15 protein-coding genes and 1 pseudogene are annotated in these 17986 nt (G+C 62.1%); 7 read left to right on the forward strand and 9 right to left on the reverse strand.

The window, feature by feature from the left end; genetic code table 11:
* Positions 1-117: 117 nt before the first annotated feature.
* Positions 118-639 (forward strand): DUF3087 domain-containing protein, encoded by a 522-nt coding sequence (locus tag GJU48_RS14290; RefSeq protein WP_094950594.1) that lies wholly within the window; start codon positions 118-120, stop codon positions 637-639.
* 5 nt (positions 640-644) lie between these two features.
* On the opposite strand, the gene GJU48_RS14295 is transcribed toward GJU48_RS14290, so the two are convergent.
* From GJU48_RS14295 to GJU48_RS14310, 5 genes and pseudogenes are all read right to left on the reverse strand, one after another.
* Positions 645-1772 carry an MFS transporter gene (locus GJU48_RS14295; protein ID WP_094950593.1) on the reverse strand — a complete coding sequence of 376 codons (1128 nt, stop codon included), beginning with the start codon at positions 1770-1772 and terminating at the stop codon, positions 645-647.
* A gap of 57 nt (positions 1773-1829) precedes the next feature.
* Positions 1830-3206 (reverse strand): MFS transporter, encoded by a 1377-nt coding sequence (locus GJU48_RS14300; RefSeq protein WP_094950592.1) that lies wholly within the window; start codon positions 3204-3206, stop codon positions 1830-1832.
* Between the two features lie 604 nt (positions 3207-3810).
* On the reverse strand, positions 3811-3945 hold the full coding sequence (locus GJU48_RS25485; RefSeq protein ID WP_306109971.1) for an OprD family outer membrane porin: 135 nt from the start codon (positions 3943-3945) through the stop codon (positions 3811-3813).
* Positions 3930-4074, reverse strand: a pseudogene (locus GJU48_RS25490) (EscU/YscU/HrcU family type III secretion system export apparatus switch protein); the annotation flags it as partial. The gene GJU48_RS25485 and the pseudogene GJU48_RS25490, both read right to left, overlap by 16 nt.
* Positions 4075-4125: 51 nt before the next feature.
* Positions 4126-4989 carry a Dyp-type peroxidase gene (locus GJU48_RS14310; protein ID WP_094950589.1) on the reverse strand — a complete coding sequence of 288 codons (864 nt, stop codon included), beginning with the start codon at positions 4987-4989 and terminating at the stop codon, positions 4126-4128.
* A 148-nt stretch (positions 4990-5137) separates the two neighbouring features.
* Here GJU48_RS14310 and GJU48_RS14315 point away from each other — a divergent pair, with 148 nt between their 5' ends.
* Both GJU48_RS14315 and GJU48_RS14320 read left to right on the forward strand, forming a co-directional pair.
* Positions 5138-6754 (forward strand): NADP-dependent glyceraldehyde-3-phosphate dehydrogenase, encoded by a 1617-nt coding sequence (locus tag GJU48_RS14315; protein ID WP_094950588.1) that lies wholly within the window; start codon positions 5138-5140, stop codon positions 6752-6754.
* 174 nt (positions 6755-6928) lie between these two features.
* A complete protein-coding gene (locus GJU48_RS14320; protein ID WP_094950587.1) occupies positions 6929-7990 on the forward strand; it encodes an FUSC family protein in 1062 nt (353 codons plus the stop codon).
* 646 nt (positions 7991-8636) lie between these two features.
* Here the strand turns inward: GJU48_RS14320 and GJU48_RS14325 are convergent.
* Entirely contained in the window at positions 8637-9389 is a 753-nt protein-coding gene (locus tag GJU48_RS14325; RefSeq protein ID WP_094953104.1) for a TetR/AcrR family transcriptional regulator, read from the reverse strand.
* Between the two features lie 360 nt (positions 9390-9749).
* Between GJU48_RS14325 and GJU48_RS14330 the strand changes: the two genes are divergently transcribed.
* The 4 genes from GJU48_RS14330 to GJU48_RS14345 are packed head-to-tail and all read left to right on the forward strand — an operon-like array spanning position 9750 to position 14361.
* Positions 9750-10454 (forward strand): ABC transporter ATP-binding protein, encoded by a 705-nt coding sequence (locus GJU48_RS14330; protein ID WP_094953106.1) that lies wholly within the window; start codon positions 9750-9752, stop codon positions 10452-10454.
* Complete coding sequence (locus GJU48_RS14335; protein WP_094953108.1) at positions 10451-11650, forward strand: ABC transporter permease; 1200 nt, start codon at positions 10451-10453, stop codon at positions 11648-11650. Before GJU48_RS14330 ends, GJU48_RS14335 begins: the two co-directional genes overlap by 4 nt.
* The gene (locus GJU48_RS14340) at positions 11643-13121 is read left to right on the forward strand and encodes a TolC family protein (protein ID WP_094953110.1); all 1479 of its coding nucleotides are present in this window, start codon (positions 11643-11645) and stop codon (positions 13119-13121) included. The genes GJU48_RS14335 and GJU48_RS14340 overlap by 8 nt, the downstream gene beginning before the upstream one ends.
* A complete protein-coding gene (locus GJU48_RS14345; protein WP_094953112.1) occupies positions 13111-14361 on the forward strand; it encodes an efflux RND transporter periplasmic adaptor subunit in 1251 nt (416 codons plus the stop codon). The genes GJU48_RS14340 and GJU48_RS14345 overlap by 11 nt, the downstream gene beginning before the upstream one ends.
* Before the next feature lie 106 nt (positions 14362-14467).
* Here GJU48_RS14345 and GJU48_RS14350 read toward each other — a convergent pair whose 3' ends face one another.
* The 3 genes from GJU48_RS14350 to GJU48_RS14360 are packed head-to-tail and all read right to left on the reverse strand — an operon-like array spanning position 14468 to position 17986.
* Positions 14468-15862 (reverse strand): FAD/NAD(P)-binding protein, encoded by a 1395-nt coding sequence (locus GJU48_RS14350; RefSeq protein WP_094953114.1) that lies wholly within the window; start codon positions 15860-15862, stop codon positions 14468-14470.
* 12 nt (positions 15863-15874) lie between these two features.
* Positions 15875-16642 carry an ABC transporter ATP-binding protein gene (locus GJU48_RS14355; RefSeq protein ID WP_094953116.1) on the reverse strand — a complete coding sequence of 256 codons (768 nt, stop codon included), beginning with the start codon at positions 16640-16642 and terminating at the stop codon, positions 15875-15877.
* A 3-nt stretch (positions 16643-16645) separates the two neighbouring features.
* On the reverse strand, positions 16646-17986 hold the full coding sequence (locus GJU48_RS14360) for an ABC transporter substrate-binding protein (RefSeq protein WP_094953118.1): 1341 nt from the start codon (positions 17984-17986) through the stop codon (positions 16646-16648).

Below are 17986 nucleotides of genomic sequence, written 5' to 3' on the forward strand. Positions count from 1 at the left end.
ATGGTCTACCTCACGGTGGCTACACAGGTTTAGAGAAACCGCCGCGAGCCATCGTTCAACTTGATTGCGCAAAGCGTGCGAAGATGCCACCCCGCCCCTTCTTGAGACCTGACCCGGATGTTCGAGCTCAAACCCTGCGACCCTGCCACCTTCCGCCAACAGACCCGACGCAGCACGCTTATCATCGCCGTGCTGTTCGTGGCCCTGGCAATGCTGCTGTCGAGCCTGGCGGTGATGCTGTTTGGCACGCCCGGCGGTGACAACTTTCGCTTCAATGTCGGCGGCGTGTTCGCCGGCGTATTGATCACCGTCGCCCTGGTGCGCGGCCCGTTCTGGACTCAGCCTTGGCTGGCGCCGGCGGTGTATGGCTGGCAGCTCAAGCGCAGCTTGATGAGCGTCACCAACGTGATGCACAAGGTCACCGAACGCGTGCAAGCCAACGACCCGACGGCGATCAAACTGCTGCGTTTTTACCACTTGGGGCTCACGCAGATGCATGAACTGGACGCCAACTCCAGCGCCCAGGCGCAATTGGTCGGCGAGATCGACGTACACACCGCGAAGATGCAGGCCTTGGGGATCGACACCGAGCAAACCCGCCTCGACCCCGCCTGGCTAGGCAGCGTTAAAAAGGCCTGACAGCGTCAGTTAGAAAGCTTGGTTCGCCAGCAGAACACCGCGCTCACCGCGATTGCCGCGCCAGCCAGGCCAAACACCCAGGGCGCCGAGGCCACGGGCAGCAACAGGCCGGCCAGCAAAGGCCCGAGGCCGGCGCCGACGTCGCGCCACACTGCGTTGGAGGCCAGGGCTGAAACGCGCATCGAACCGGGGTTTCGCTCGGCCACCAAGGTGGTCACCAGCGGCAGTTGTAGCGCGCGCAGCACCAGCACCGCCGCCGCGCCGACGATCACCCAATAACTGCCGAACGCGGTCAGGGCCAGTGCACTCAAAAACGAAAACAGCAGCAGCATCGAGGTCGCGCCAAAACGTTGCGCCGCCCGGCCGCCCAACGGGCTCAGGAGCATCTCCGAGGCATACCGCAGGGCCATCAGGCCACCGGCGATCAGCACCGCATCGCCGCCGAGAAGCTTCTGTGCCTGGATCGACAAGCCAAAGATAAACAGCCCATCGAGCGCCACACCTTCGATAAACGACCAGGTTGCCACACTGTCAGGCCACTTGAAGCGCCGCCCGGTGCTGTGCAAGTCATGGCTTGCGGTGGGTAAGCCGCGCGCCACCCACAGGCCGACCAGGCAGCAACCGGCGAGAATCACAAAGATCGGGCGCGGCCCGGCCCATAAGGTCAGCCAGCCACCCAGCGGCAACGCCAGCATCGGCCCGAGGGCGATCACCGCGCGTGAACGCCCCGCACGGCGGGCTGCGCCAGCGGGTTCGGAAGTCGCCAACACTTGGGTCGAGAGGTTCAACGCGGCAAAACACAGGCCCCAGATCAGTCGTAACCCCAGCAATGCGGCGAAACCCGACAACAGCGAGTTGCCCAAGGCACACACCGTGGCAGCACCGGCGGCGATCATGCAGGTCAGCCGGTCGCCGTTGCGCGCGTAGAAATTCAACACATGCCGGTAACCGAAAATCCGCACCAGGCGGTTGGCTGCCAGCAACACCCCGGCCTGGGCCAGCGTGATGCCAAAGGCCTGGGATTGCATGGGCAGCAGCAAGTAGAGCAGCACGTCACTGGGCAGGCATAACGCGAGGGTCAGCGCGGCGCGTCGGGAGGTGAGATCAGCAGTGCGTTGGGCCAGGCTGGGCATAAATCTGAAACATCCCGAAATATTCAGGTCGCAACGTTAGCCTTCTCACGCCGGGTTTTACAACGATCTATCCGGCTTTTTTCCATAGGGCAGTAAACGCAGGCCGCTGGCCACACTGCCCACCAGTGCAAACCCGCAACCCAGCCACAGCGCGTATTGCGGGCCACTGCCCAGGGACAGATGAAAACAGAACGCCACCAACGACGCCCCCAGCGTCTGGCCCAGCAACCGCGAAATCGCGACGATGCCGCTGGCCCCACCGCTGCGGGCCAACGGCGCGCTGGTCATGATCGCCTTGAGGTTGGGCGATTGAAAAAAGCCAAACCCGGCGCCGCACAGGGCCATGCGCCAACCAATATCAAAGGCTGACGCGCCATTGCCCAAGTTCGCCAACGCGGCCATGCCCACGCTGAGCATCAGCAAGCCGACGCCGCACAACACGCCCAGCGACACCCGATCCGCCAGGCGCCCCGCCACCAAGGCCATGACGGCGACCACTGCCGGCCACGGCGTCATCAGAAACCCGGTTTCTACCTGGCTATGGCCGAGCACCGCCTGCAACAGGAACGGCAGCGACACAAAGGCCAGGCCCTGGGCGCTGAACGCGCAGATCGCGGTGAGGGAAGACAGCGCAAACACCGGCCGTTTGAACAAATCCAGAGCCAGCATCGGCGCCGGATGACCGGCCTGGCGGCGCAGCAACACCGCGCCGCACATCAGCGCCACGGCGATCAGGCCCAAGGTCAGTGCGCCCTGGGCACCGTGTACCGCCGTGCCCAGGCCCAGCACCAGCAGGGCAAACAACCCGGCACATAGCAACGCGGCGAGACGGTCGAAGGCGTGGCCGGTCATGGGCAGCGTGGGTAATGAACGCAGGCCCAGCCCCAGGGCCAGCAGCCCCAGCGGCACGTTGATCAGGTACAACCAATGCCAGGTCGCCACCGACAGAATCGCCGACGCAGCGGTCGGCCCGAGGGTGAACGCCAGCCCCACCACCAACGAGTTATAACCCAGGCCACGCCCAAGCATTTTTGAAGGGTAGATATGCCGCAGCAACGCGGTGTTGACGCTCATCACCGCCGCCGCGCCCAGGCCTTGCGCCACGCGCGCGGCGGTCAGCGTCAGCAGCGACCCGGCCAGCCCGCAAAACAGCGACGAGATAATAAACAGCAGCAACCCGCCGAGGTACACCCGACGGTGCCCCAGCACATCACTCAACGACGCGAACGGCAGCACCGTGGCGATAATCGCCAACTGGTAGGCGTTGACCACCCAGATCACCGAGGCGGAGTCGGTGCCGATGCCTTCGGCCAGGGTCGGCAGCGCCGTATTGACGATAGCCGTGTCCAGGGTGGCCATGCCGATCCCCAAAGAAAGGGCGATCACTGCCGGCAGGCGTTTATTGGCGGGCAACCCATCGGCAACAGAAGACATGAACAACCTGGCGCTGGTAACAAAGGCGTTTAGATTACGGGCAGCCGGGAAATTTTTCAGTGGCCGTTTGCCTGTCTGTCAAAGTTTTCATGTTCACTGTGGAGCGATAGTGAGCAGAAGGCTTTCTGTGGAGAGCGGGCTTGTTGTGACAGGCGCAGATTGCGACGGACTTGGCGCGGTTGCAGGAGCCCAAGCTGCGCATCGCCTCCCTGCCCCGCTTCCAGCACCGCCAGTGTGATCGCTCCATAGACGCTCCGCGTCCACTCTCGGCTTTGGAGCGGGGGTAAACCGGCAGGACGCCGGTTTAGCCGCGATGGGCCAAGGATGGCCCATGGCGGCGGCCCACGGTCCAAAGCCGGAGTGAGGGCACACCGAGCCTAGGCGAGGTGCCGAGTGGTGGGCGAAGACCTTTGGATTACTTTTGGCTGGGCCGGCTTCCGGGCTTTCCAACAGTGACCCGCTGTAAGAGCGGAACCCATAGCGGCCATAACCGAAGCAACGGATATGTACTCCGACCCAAGACCTCTAGCGCCTGACACATAGCTTTCGCGAGCAAGCCAGCTCCCACATTTAACCCCGGCACACTCCTCCCGGAACACGGTCATCACCAAAGCGCCACGGTATAACCGACGATCACGCGGTTTTCATTCATGTCACGCAGATAATTGGCCTTGCTGAACCCATTGCGCCACCGCAACGAAACCCCTTTCAGCGCCCCGGACTCCGAGTCGCCAGGCACAGCTTTTCGGGCAATCTGCGCCGCCGTTCGCTTGATCAGCGGGTTGCCGTCGATGTCTTTGCGTTCGCGTTTGGTTTCGCTGCGGGTCATTTTCATGTCGCGGCCCAATAGCCGGCGCTGCATGGATACCAAGCTGCCTGCATCGCAGGCAAGCCCTCTCCCACAGTTTCAGATGTGCGCCTAAACGCAGATTGCACTCAGGTCCAGATGCCCATCCTTGAGCGGCGGGCACCAGTAATAACCCCCGGTCAACGGCGTGCTGATGCGATACAACCCATCCACAATCCCATCCTCCAACCCGCTCATGCGCCGCAGTTGCGCTTCAAACGCATCAAAGGAATGACCAAAGGCAAGGAACATCAACCCCGCCTGACCGTTCTCGGCCCAAGGCATCGAGCGGCGCACCACGAAGGCTTCCGGGGTGAAGCTTTCCTGGGCCGTGCGTTTGGTGTGGGCGGACTCGGGTGCGTCTTGCAACTCTTCGTTATCACCATGGCGGCGGCCGATGATGTGGTCGCGCTCTTGCGCAGGCAACGCGGCAAAACCGTCGAGGTCGTGCTGCCATTGCTGGATCGCGGCAAAACTGGCGCCACTGTCGGTCATCGCGGCTTCAACCGCTGCATCGTCGTGGGGGTTTTCGGTGCCGTCTTCGTAGTCGGTCAAATCGAAACCGGTCTTGTAACGGAAGCCTTCGGTCATCTGCACCAGGCGAAACGCCGGGGCCAAGGCTTTTTCAAAGGTGCGGCTACGCAACAGCAGCTCACCACGATCCACGCCATGCAGCCACACCCACAGCGCCTGCTGGGTCGAGGGGTTATGCGCGCCCGGGCCGCTGACGGCCGGGAATGCGCGCAAACCTTCAACCTTTGCACCCAAGGCGGTTACCAGCGGCTCACCAAAACCGACCACCGCGGCCGAATCCGCCAGCTGCACCAGCGCGTCCAATGCGGCGGGCACGGCTGCCAGGCTATCCACGGCAAAAAACAGATGGCGTGCCTGCAACGGCACCGGTGCGGCAAGAATGCCCGGCTGGTACTGACTCATGTGAACTCCTTCTGAAAAGCCGCGCAGTTTACTCCGACGAGCGTGACACACACAGCGGCGCGTACAAGAAAGCGCACAAGCCTTGCCATAGAGCCGGTTGTTGGGCGACTCTCTAGTCATGTTTTGCAACTATTCCAGGGGTAGCGACATGACCACCAGTAACCTGCTCGCCCAGCTGTTTCCGACTTCCGCCAACGATATTCCCGAGCAATTTCGCCTCGCAGCGCCCATTGAACAGCGTGATTACTTGGTCGACGGCCAGTTGCAGGTGTGGAACGGGCCGTTGGCTCAGGTGCTGAGCCCGGTGCAACTGGGCGATGAGCGCGTGCATATTGGCAGCACGCCGTTGCTGGACGCCGACACCGCCCTCACCGCCCTCGACGCAGCAGTGCGCGCCTATGACCGTGGCCAGGGCGAATGGCCGACGATGCGCGTGGCTGAACGTATCCAGCATGTGGAAGCCTTCTTGCGGCGCATGCGCGAACAGCGTGATGCGGTGGTCAAGCTGCTGATGTGGGAGATCGGCAAGAACCTCAAAGACTCGCAGAAAGAGTTCGACCGCACTTGCGACTACATCACCGACACCATCAATGCGCTCAAAGAACTCGACCGCCGCAGCAGCCGCTTCGAGCTGGAACAGGACACCCTCGGGCAAATCCGCCGCGTACCGCTGGGCGTGGCGCTGTGCATGGGGCCTTATAACTACCCGCTGAACGAGACCTTCACCACGCTGATCCCGGCGCTGATCATGGGCAACACCGTGGTGTTCAAGCCGGCCAAGCTCGGCGTGTTGCTGATTCGCCCGCTGCTGGAGGCGTTCCGCGACAGCTTCCCGGCCGGGGTGATCAACGTGATCTACGGCAGTGGCCGCGAAACCGTCAGCGCGCTGATGGCCAGCGGCAAGATTGATATTTTCGCGTTTATCGGCACCAACAAGGCCGCCAGCGACCTGAAAAAACTGCACCCCAAACCGCACCGTTTGCGCGCGGCATTGGGCCTGGATGCGAAGAACCCTGGCATCGTGCTGCCCCAGGTGGACCTGGACAATGCGGTCAACGAGGCCGTCACCGGTTCCCTGTCGTTCAACGGCCAGCGCTGCACCGCACTGAAAATCCTGTTTGTACATGAAGACGTGGTCGACAGCTTTATCGAAAAATTCAACACCAAGCTTGCGACGTTAAAGCCTGGCATGCCGTGGGAAGACGGCGTGTCGCTGACGCCACTGCCGGAAGTGGGCAAGGTCGATTACCTCAACGCGCTGGTGGGCGATGCGGCGCAGCACGGCGCCCAAGTGGTGAATGCCAACGGCGGCATCAGCCGTGGTTCGTTCTTCTACCCGGCGGTGCTGTACCCGGTGAACCCGCAAATGCGCGTGTACCACGAGGAGCAGTTTGGCCCGGTGGTGCCGATCGTGCCTTACCGTAACCTGGAGACGGTGATCGACTATGTGCTGGACTCGGATTTCGGCCAGCAACTGAGCATTTTCGGCACCAACGCCGTGGAAGTCGGGCGGCTGGTGGATGTGTTTGCCAACCAGGTCGGCCGTATCAACATCAACGCCCAATGCCAGCGCGGGCCGGACACGTTCCCCTTCAACGGCCGCAAGAACTCGGCCGAGGGTACGCTGTCGGTCCATGACGCGTTGCGCGTGTTCTCGATCCGCACCCTGGTGGCGACCAAGTTCCAAGAGAGCAACAAGGCGCTGGTCAGCGATATCTTGCGCAACCGTGATTCGAGCTTTTTGACCACTGACTACATTTTCTAAGAACACCTCAGTTCCTGAGTGAAAGCAGTCTTGTGTGGGAGCAGGCAAGCCAGCGCCCACAAACCCGTCCTGAAAGCAGTCTTGTGTGGGAGCAGGCAAGCCAGCGCCCACACAAGCCCGGCTCCCACAATTTAGACCGCGTTCGCCCTGACTACCGAGGCCACTTAACTACCGATGAACCTGCCCTTCTTCGCCCGGCGCCTGTTGCGCCCCTTGCTCGACCCCTACCGGCGCTATCGCCATGCCAAGCTGATCCACGCCGTACGCGTGTCCATCGGTTTGTTGGCGACGATACTGCTTACCACCGGCATTAACCTGCCCCACGGTGAGTGGGCTTCGGTGACCATGCTGATCGTGATCGGCGGCTTGCAACACCACGGCAACATCGGCAAAAAAGCCGTGGAGCGCGCCTATGGCACCTTGATCGGCGCCAGCGTCGGCTTGCTGCTGGTGGTGCAACAGGCCTATTTCGGCCAGCCGTTGCTGACCTACTTGTTGATGTCGGTGGTGTGCGGGTTCTTTTCCTATCACGCCATCGGCAAGGGCGGTTACATCGCGCTGCTGTCAGCGATCACGGTGTTTATTGTCGCCGGCCACGGCGATAACCCGATCTCGGATGGCTTGTGGCGCACCGTGGACATCCTGATCGGCATTGTGTTGGCGCTGGCGTTCTCCTTCGCCCTGCCGCTGTACGCGGTGTACTCGTGGCGCTACAACCTGGCCAGTGCATTGCGCGACTGTGCCGAGATTTACAGCCGGATCATCAGCGGCCAGTCGGTCACCGATGATGAGCACTTCAAGCTGCTCAACCGCCTGAATGCAGCGATGCTGCAACTGCGCTCGTTGATGCCGTCGGTGTCCAAGGAAGTGCGCATCTCCATGACCGAGTTGGACGCCATCCAGCGACACTTGCGCATGTGCATCAGCACCCTGGAGATTCTCGGCAATACTCGGCCCGATCCACGCGATGAACAGGCGATGGCGCGCATGCAGGTGATGTTGAAGGCCGAGCATCGGCAGATTCGGGTGCATCTGGTGGGGATGGCGCGGGCATTGAAGTTGGGGTTTACCGACCGGCTGGATCGACCGGCCGCGCAGGTCTCGGATGAAGCCGGGTTGGAGGCGCCGGTACAGAGTGCACTGGATGGGTATCGGTTATTGACGTTGCAGTTGGCGAGCAACGTCGACGCCATGCGTCAGCGGTTGGCAAAAACGTCGAGCCATTGGAAGATTTGAGTTAGGGAAAAAGAACAGTCTACGGTTGAGTAGAACTGTCCCGACTCAGTACTCCTTACGGTGGCTTCAAGCAGGACCTATATAGCGACTGCGCAGAGTTTCTATGCTGACCTGAAAGACGTAAAAGGATTAGACCGTATCGTCGGATCGATCTGTTCCTCAAAAAGATAATAGGCAATGTATTGGTTCATAGGCCTGGGCCTGCGTAAGGGTCGCTGGCGCGTAGCCCCAAGGCCCATTTAGCTTTTTCAGGGTAATCGAGCTTATCTGGCGGGTCGGTTTTATCAAGCTGGATGCCGAAGGTCGCGGTGGGTGGATCCAGGGATATGTCAACGGTTGAGCCGGTTGGAGTCGTCATCATCATTACCTTGCTGGTTCAGGGCGCGCGGGAACCGCGGAGGGCAAGGTGAATGAGCGCTTGGGGTATTAACCGAATCTACTGTCAAATTGACAGTGGCGACGAGTGGTAGATATACGCAAGAATCTGACAAACAACGCAGTGATCATGAATCTGCCGTTACCCAGTCTTTTTCTTACATTTTTTTCACGATTTCTTCACATCCAGAGACGTAGGGTGAAGCCTCATCCGTTACAAATGTTGTACATCAAGCCCGCCGCCCCAGCGGGCTTTTTTTTGTTTTGTGAGTTATCGCGCCGCTTTGGTGGCGGGCGTGGCGGCTTGTTCACGGATGGCGCGCTGGGTATCGAGCACCTTGGCCAGCGCGGTTTCAGCTTCGGGGCTTTGCTGCGGCACGCGAATCGCTGCCGAGACCAGGGTAATCAACTTGGCCATCACCTCGGCGTCCGTCGCCGGGCGGCCCAAGCTCATGGAGTTCATCAGCAGGCGCAGCTCAGTCCCCGCCATCACCCCGGAAATCGCCTTGAGCGCAAATTGCAGGCGCACGCCCAGCTCATTGCGGGGCAGGTCCGGCAGGGCCAGAGCGAAGGCTTCGAAGAAACGCTGGAAGACCGGCTGGTAATGCACCTTGAGGTATTCCTGGATAAACGGCGAGGTGTCGCTGTAAACCCGGCCCAGGAACCGAATGAATGAACGCCCTTCCCCACTGGCCGGGTCACTGCGCTCCAGACCCATTGCCGGCGCGAACAACACACCGAGCAAGGTATCGCAGTCGAGAGGGCCGCTGGATTCGGCTTCACAGCGCGCCAGCAGTTCCAGGCGCTGCTCGTTGAGCGGCTCCAGACGCTGCATCAGCAAGGTTTTCATCAGGGAGTCCTTGTCCCCGAAGTGATAGTTCACAGCGGCCAGGTTCACCTGGGCACGCTCGGTAATCTGCCGGAGCAGAACGGCGTCATAACCGTATTTGATGAAGAGAGCCTCTGTCGCATCCAGCAGTCGAGTCTTGGTAACGTTTGGAGCGCTGAGTTTCTTCGCGACCATAGGAGTTCCACGGGGGAAATATTGTTTTAAAAAATAATTTGATTTTTTATACCGGGGCAGCCCTTCGAAAGCAAGTACTGCCACTGCAGTATGCATCTAAAAGCCCGTGTAACCGGGCCCTCTGAGACTAGCCGAGGGCAATGGGACCTGCCCGATCCGCTTGACTGAGAATTCGTTTCAAAGGGTAAAACCGCTCTACATCCGTGGCTGGCGAAGCGCATGGAACACGGTTACTATTCAAACAATATTTTAAAAACAAGAAATAAAACCAGTCCGTGACGCGTACCAGGCAACTCCCAAACTTGTTACAACCATTTACCGGGGGCAAGCGGTACCGTCAAGACTGCAGGCGTAGTCACGATGACAGACATCTCCGCGCACCCAGGCTTGATCTCCCTGCAAGGCATCGGCAAAAGCTATCAGCTCGCCGGGCAGCACCTGTCCATTCTTAATGATGTGTGCCTGTCGATTGCCAGCGGTGACAGCTGCGGCATTCTCGGCGCCTCCGGCTCCGGCAAAAGTACCCTGCTCAATATCCTCGGCTTGCTGGACTTGCCCAACTGCGGCCAGTACCACTTTGCTGGCCACGATATTTTCAGCGCCAGCCCGGATGAGCTGGCGGCGATTCGCAACCAGCAAATCGGCTTCGTGTTCCAGAGTTTCAACCTGCTGCCGCGCCTCAGTGCCCTGGACAACGTCGCCCTACCCCTGAGTTACCGCGGCGTGTCGCGCCATGAATCAGTGGAGCAGGCGTTGCGCATGCTTGAGCAAGTCGGCCTGGCCGAGCGCGCCCACCACCGCCCGGCTGATCTCTCCGGCGGCCAGCGTCAACGCGTGGCGATTGCACGCGCGTTGGTCGGCAAGCCTTCGGTGATTCTCGCCGACGAACCCACCGGCAACCTCGACAGCACCACCGCCCAAGAGATCATGGACTTGCTCCTGGCCCTCAACCGCGAGCAGCAGGTGACGCTGATTATCGTCACCCATGACGCGCATATCGCCGAGCGCCTGGAACGCAAGATCCTGGTGCGCAATGGCGTGGTGCATGAGGCCGGGCGCCTATGAGCCTGCGGGTCGAACAAAGCTTGAGCCAACTGCTGCACGAGGCGTTTGTGAGCCTGCGTACCCTTGGCAAACGTTCGGTCCTGGCGCTGCTGGGCATTGTGATCGGCAGTTCATCCGTGGTGGCGCTGATCAATATCGGCCATAACGCTTCCGTGGATGCGGCGATGATTTTCAAGGACATGGGCACCGACACCTTGGTCGCCCAGTTCCCACCCAAAGGCAACAGCAGCGCACCAATGCGCGCCAGCCTCGACCTCGAGGCGGTGCGCCAGGCAATACCGGGCATTGCCCATATCGGCGCGCTCAGCGTGTTCGGCGGCCCCGTCGTGTTTCACGGCCGCACCGTCAACGCCAACTTTGTCGGCACTACGCCGGATATCAAGGATGCCATGCGCCTGGCCGTGCGCGAGGGGCGTTTTTTATCGAGTTTCGACGCCGGCGAAACCTACGGCGTGATTGGCGACCAAGTCGCCCAGGCCCTGAGTACACCGGGCGACCCGCTGAAACTGGGGGATCGCATCCGCATCAACGACTACCTGTTCCTGGTGGTGGGCATCCTGCACAACCAACCCCGGGCCATGCTGATGCCGGTGCAAGCCAACGAATCGCTGTTCATCCCCGCCGAAGGCATGCGCCGCATCTACCCGACCCCGCAAATCGGCAACGTGATCATCCGCGCCGCGCCGGGCCAGGACATGGAACGCATCGCCCGCGACGCCGCCAGCGCCCTGAAAAGCCAGCTCACCGACCACGATGTCGACATCCAGGTGCCCCAGCAAATGATCGATGGCATGACCCGCCAAAGCCGCACATTCGCCTATTTGTTGCTGGCCCTGGGCGCCATCTCGCTGGTGGGCGGCGGTGTCGGCGTGATGAACGTGATGCTGATGAATGTCTCGGAGCGCCGCCGTGAAATCGGCATCCGCATGGCCCTGGGCGCACGCCAACGGGACATTCGCAACCTGTTCCTGCTGGAGGCGGTCACCCTGACGGCCGTCGGTGCGCTCTGCGGCGCCGTGCTGGGCATGACCGCCGCCTGGCTCTACGCCTGGCTGTCGGGCTGGGTCTTTTCCCTGGCCGCCGCCGCCCTGCCCTTGGGCGTGGGCAGCACGTTGCTGGTGGGCTTGTTCTTTGGCATCTATCCGGCGGTGTCGGCCTCGCGGCTGCAGCCGGTGGAGGCCTTGCGTGATGAATAAATGGCTATGGCTGCTCGCGCTGGTCAGCCTGCCCGGCACGGCCGCCGACGTGGTGATCAACCCTTCAGCTGCCAGCACCACTCGCAGCGGTTACGACCGAGGGGTGTCGTTGAACGCCCAGGTGACCACGATGACCCTGGGTGACGCGGTGTACCTGGGCTTGCGCAACAACCCAGCAATCCGCAGCGCCTACCTGCAACGGGTGGCGCAGAAGTTCGACCTGCGCGTGGCCGAAGACACGTTCAACCCCAAGCTCACCCTCAACAGTTATTACCGCAACAGCCGTGGCTCGGCCGACAATGCGCGCAACGCCAGCCTGGCGCCGAATGCGACCTTGCTCGGCGAGTACGGCACCCGGCTGAGCATGGCCTGGACCCAGCAACTGAACACCGCCGACCGCGCCGGCCGCTACCGCAGCGACGGCCTGGACCTGGCCCTCATCCAGCCGCTGATGCGTGGCGCAGGCTGGGACGCCACCACCGCGCCGCTGCGCCTGTCACGCCTGTCTGAGCAAGCCAACCGCCTGAACCTCAAGGCCACGGTGGCGCAGACCATCAGCCAGATCATCGCCACCTATCGCGAACTGCTGCGTGCCCAGGAGCAGTTGAGCATCGTCCAGGACGCCCTCAAGCGCTCCGGCACTTTGCTCGAGGTGAACAGAGCCTTGATCAGCGCCGGGCGCATGGCCGAGTTTGAAATCGTGCAGACCGAAGCCGACATTGCCACCCAGCAACTCGGTGTGGAAGAAGCCCAGAACCAGCTTGATACGAGCCGCCTCGCCCTGCTGCGCCTGCTGGCCTTGGACCTGTCGACGCCGATCCGCGCCAGCGAAGCCCTGGAGGCCCAGCCGATGACCATCGACAAACGCCAGGCCTTCAACCTGGCGCAAACCCAGCAACCGGAATACCTCGCCGCCCTGCTCGGCAGCCAGCAGGCCGACCTGAACCTGGTGATCGCCAAGGATTCCGGGCGCTGGCAGGTGGACCTGGTGGCCGGTGCCAACCAGATACGCGACGCCTACAACAACGACAATGGCAACACCAATAACCGTACCTGGAACAGCTACGCCGGGGTGCAGGTGCAGATCCCTATTGGCGACATCAGCACGCGCCAGGCCGAAGTGCGCGCGCGGGTCAATGTGGAGGATCAGGAGATCCGTATCACCGACGCCCGCCAGGAATTGGAACGCAACGTCAACGACGTGGTGCGCGACCTTGGCACGCGCTGGCGCCAATATGAAATCGCCCAGCGTGCGGTGGGATTGTCACGGCGCAAGATCGAGATCGAGCGGGAAAAACTCAGCGCCGGGCGCTCCACCAACTTCCAGGTGCTGAGTTTCGAGACCGACCTGCGCAACGCCGAAAACGCGCAGCTCAACGCGCTGATCGCTTATTTGAACGCCCAGACCCAGCTCGACTTGACGCTGGGCATGACGCTGGAAAGTTGGGAAATCGCCCTCAATGACTACTAATAAAAAACGCCTGCTGGGTGCTGTGTTGACCGTGCTGCTGGCGGGCGCGGGGATTGCCCTGTACACCCCCGCCGACACGCCCGTTGCGAGCGCCGCACAGTGGCTGGCGGTAAAACCCGACCCGCTGGTGCACCAGATCGGTCTGGTAGGCAAAATCGAACCCGACACCACCATCACCCTCACAGCGCCGTTCGACGGCAACGTGCTCGCCAACCTGGTGGAGCAAGGCCAACGCGTCGAAGCCGGCCAGGTGCTGTTGCGCATGGACCCGGCCACCCTCGAAGTACAACTGCGTGACGCACTGTCCGCCCAACTCAAGGCGCGGCGCACCGTACAGGAGATGCAGGACTGGGACAGCAGCCCCGCCGTCAGCCGCGCGCGCCGCAGCCTGCGCACCGCGGAAATGACCGCCGGCAACACCCAGCGCAAACTCACCGAGAGCGAAAACCTGTTCAAGCGCGGCATCATCCCGCGTAACGAGTTGGACGACCTCAAACAGCAGACTCAGCAGCAACAGCTGGACCTCGCCTCTGCCCGCAGCGACCTGCAGCAGGCGCAGGATCAAGGCCGTGGCGAATATAAACAGATCGCCGATATGGAACTGACCAATGCCACGGTGAAATACGACGCCCTGCACAAGCTGCTCGACGGCAAGGAGGTCAAGGCGCCGTTCTCCGGCATCGTGGTGCCCGCGCCCGGCAACAACAGTTCGCCCCAGGGCGGTGGCAACAACAACGCGCCGGTACAGGCCGGCAGTAAGGTCAGCCAAGGCCAGGTGCTGTTTGGCCTGGCGAATATCGAACGGCTGAAAATCGTCGCCAAGGTGTCGGAGCTGGACATCAACCAACTGCACCAGGGCCAGGCGGTGGAAGTGATGGGCGATGGCTTCGACGGCGAGCGCCTGACCGGTTCCGTCAGCGTGGTCAGTGGCCTGGCGATTGCCAGCGACAGCCAGGGCAGCGCGCAGTTTCCGGTGACGTTGTCGATTCCCAAGCTCACGCCCCAGCAGTTGCAACGGGTACGACTGGGGATGAGTGCGCGGCTGACCATCGTCACTTACAACAATGAACAGGCGATTGTGATCCCAAGCCAAGCGATCAACCGCGATGACATGACCGTGGAGTATCGCCGGGCAATGGACCTGCCGGTGGAACGGGTGAAGGTAACCACCGGGCAATCGACCGCCCAAGGCGTTGAAGTGTTTGGGCTCAAACCGGGTTTCGTAAAAGCCGGGGGCTGAACCCCTCCTCAAAATCAGTGGAGATCAACAATGTGGGAGCTGGCTGGCCTGCTCCCACATTTAGATTGAAGTGAGTTTGGCAGCCCTTGCTGGCCTGCTCCCACATTTAGATTGAAGTGAGTTTGGCAGCCAATGCCTTAGCCTGAATCGCCACGTCGGTCACCGCCGTGCTCTCCCACCACATCCCCCGCAACGGCGGCCCCATGGCGAACAGGCGCCCGCTGACATTGCCTTCAGCATCCACCACCGCCCCCGACACATCCGCCGCAACCCCCAACGCCAGCGGCCCAGGCTGGATCAACCCGCGCTTTAGCAATTGCTGCGGCAATGCCCGGGCCACGCGACGCCAGTCGTATTCAATGCCGCTGGAGTTGATCAACGCCGCCCCTGACACCTCGGTCACAACCTGTTCACCCCGACGCCGTAAATGGATGGTTACGCCATCCGGCGAACCCACCAAGCCCTTGAACGACGCCGCCTGAATCCGCAACCGCCCTTCCCCCTGCAAGCGCGCCACCAGCTGCGCGCTCAATGGCGGTGAACGGTGGTGATGGCTTTCCCACCACGGCCGTACATGGCGCACGAACTGACGTTTCTCGCCTTCGCTGGCCTGGCTCCACAAACGGCCGATATGCGCACGCACGGTGTCCAGCGGCGCCTGCCAATCGATGCCCTGGGCCTGCGCAATCCGGCACTGGCGGCGTACCTCGCGCAGCAGTTGCCTCGGGCTGCGCAGACTATGGTCGGCAGCCAGAAAATCTTCCCAGCTCGGGGGCTGGCGGCGTACATGGGGCAGCAGACCATGGCGCGAGAACACCTCGATCGGCCCACGATGGCCCGCCTGCTCCAGCGACACCACGGCGTCCACCATGGTCAGCCCGGAACCGATGATCAACACCGCCGATTGCGGGTCGATCTGGGTCATCGCCTGCACATCCCACGGGTCCACCGCCGCAGCGTTCAATCCGCTGGACTCAGTCTGCGGCGTACGTGCCGCCGGGAACATGCCGGTGGCCAATACCGCATAGGCGCCGCGCAGTTGCTGGCCGTTATCGAGCGTGAGCACGGTGGACGTCTCATCCACTTGCAGGTCGACCCCTTCGCCACACACATGCTCGACAGTGGAGGCTGACAGCGCCCGGGCTTCGGCCAGCCGCTGCTGCGCGTACAGCCCAAAAATCCCGCGCGGCGGGAACAGTTCGCTGATCGGTACGTGCTGCTGATCCGATTCCGGCCAACCGCCGGCGCCGATGTAGTCAGTGAGCCACTGGGTCAGGTCATCGGCATTGTCCGGGTCGACACTCATGCGCGCGGCATTGCCGTTCAAGGTGTGGCCCAGCTCGACCGCACTGTAGGCCTCGCCACGGCCCAGTTCGGCGCGGGGCTCAATCACCAGGATGCGACGCTGCCCGGGCAGGCGCAGCAGTTGCACGGCGAGCAGCGTGCCGCTCAGGCCGCCGCCGATGATCAACACATCAGCGTCGCGGATGGATTCAGTCATGCACGTTCGCCCTTACTGTTTACCCAGATAAATATCATGCAAATCGCCGCGTGCCAGCAACTCAGCGGCGCTGCCGCTCAAGACCACGCGCCCAGTATCCAGCACGTAACCCTGGGACGCATAGCTAAGCGCGACGTTGATGTTCTGCTCGGCGATCAGGAAGCTCACCTGCTGCTCGCGGTTGAGCTGCGCGATGATCTCGAAAATCTCCTGCACGATTATCGGCGCCAACCCCATGGAGGGCTCGTCGAGCAGCACCAACGTAGGGCGGGTCATCAACGCGCGGCCGATGGCGACCATCTGCTGCTCGCCGCCGGAGGTCAGCCCGGCGCGGGTCTGGCGTTTGGTCTTGAGCCGCGGGAACCAGGAGTAGATGCGTTCCAGGTCGTGCTCCAGGTCCTTGCGACTCAGGCGCTGCACAAAGCCGCCACTGCGCAGGTTGTCTTCCACGCTCAGTTGGCCGAAGACATGCCGGCCTTCCAGCACGTGGACCATGCCCTGGCGCACGCGCTGGCTGGGGTCGATGCCAGCCAGGTCGCGGCCCGCATACTCGATCACGCCCCGGCTGACCTCGGCGCGTTCGGCCCGCACCAACCCCGAGATTGCCTTGAGCGTGGTGCTCTTGCCCGCGCCATTGGCGCCGAGCAAGGCGACGATGGCGCCCTTGGGCACGCTCAAGGACACCCCGGCCACCGCCAGGATCGCGCCGTCGTAGATGACTTCAATATCATTGACCGTCAGCAGCGACGGCTGCGCAGGTTCAGCGGCGAGCTGGCTCATGGTTTATTCATCCCCGGTGCAGGTGCGTGGCGTCAGGCCTTTTTCCTTCGCAAACGCGGCGGACTTCTCATCGATCAGCGGGCGCAATAGCGCGCGGTCGGCGGCGATCCAGTCGCTGATCAGCGTCCAGTTGGCGCCGTCCCACTGCTGCACCCGCGCCGAGCCGCCGCCTTCATGGTCGCGGCACGACAGCTTGAGGTTCTGCATCAGGCCCAGGTAACCCATGCCCTTCAATCGAGCGTCGTCGATGTTCAAGTGTTCCAGGCCCCAGCGGCCTTCTTCGCCGTTGAGTGGGCGCTTGCCGAATTTGGCCTGGCCGGTGCGGATCGCTTCCACGGCCACGGCGGCATTCACCAGGCCTGAGTTGTAGTAGACGCTGCCGAAGTTTTTCAGGTCCTTGAGGTCGCTGTGGCCCTTGTCGAGGATGTATTGCTTGAGGCGTTTGTGGATCTCAAAATCGCTGCCTGCCGGGTAAGGCGTCAGCGCCAGATAACCTTTGGCGGAAGCGCCGGCGGGCAGTACGTCTTCGCTGGAGCTGGCCCAGATATCGCCGATGATATGGTCGACCGGGAAGCCAAAGCGTGCGGCGGTTTTCACCGCCACGGGCGTGGATACGCCCCAGGTGCGCAGGAACACCCAGTCCGGATTCGCCTGGCGCACCTGACGCCATTGCGCCGACTGCTCGTTGCCCGGGTCGGCCACTGGAATCTGGATATTTTCAAAGCCGTATTTCTCCGCCAGCAACTTCAGCGGGCCGAGGGTTTCGCGACCATAGGCCGAGTCGTGATAAACCGTGGCGATCTTCTTGCCCTTGAGTTTGTCGAAGCCACCTTCGCGCTGGGCGATGTAGTTCACCAAGGTCGAGGCTTCGCTGTAGAAGGTCAGCATCACCGGAAAGTTATACGGGAACACCGTGCCGTCGGTGGCCTCGGTGCGGCCGTAACCGAGGGTGATCAGCGGGATCTTGTCCACCTCGGCACGCTCACTCAGCGCGTACGCCGCCGGGGCGCCATTGGGTTGATACACCGCGACCGGTGCGCCATCCAGGCCATTCTTGAAGCGCTCGTAGCACTCGATGCCCTTCTCCGCCGTCCACTCGGTCTCGCACTCCTGCCACACCAGTTTCACCCCATTGATGCCGCCTTCGACCTCGTTGATGTAACGCAGGTAGTCGATCATCCCGGCCCACACCTGCACGCCGCTGGACGCGTACGCGCCCACACGGTAGGTGGCCAGGGGAATGAATTGCTGGTCGGGCGAGGCCATCGCCTGAGGCACAGCGCCCGCCAATGCGGCCAGCGCGAAGGCGGCGCCGACCAGGGAACGTTTCAAGGTTGCACGCAT

The sequence above is a fragment of the Pseudomonas sp. IB20 genome (assembly GCF_009707325.1).
In the GTDB taxonomy this organism is placed as follows: domain Bacteria; phylum Pseudomonadota; class Gammaproteobacteria; order Pseudomonadales; family Pseudomonadaceae; genus Aquipseudomonas.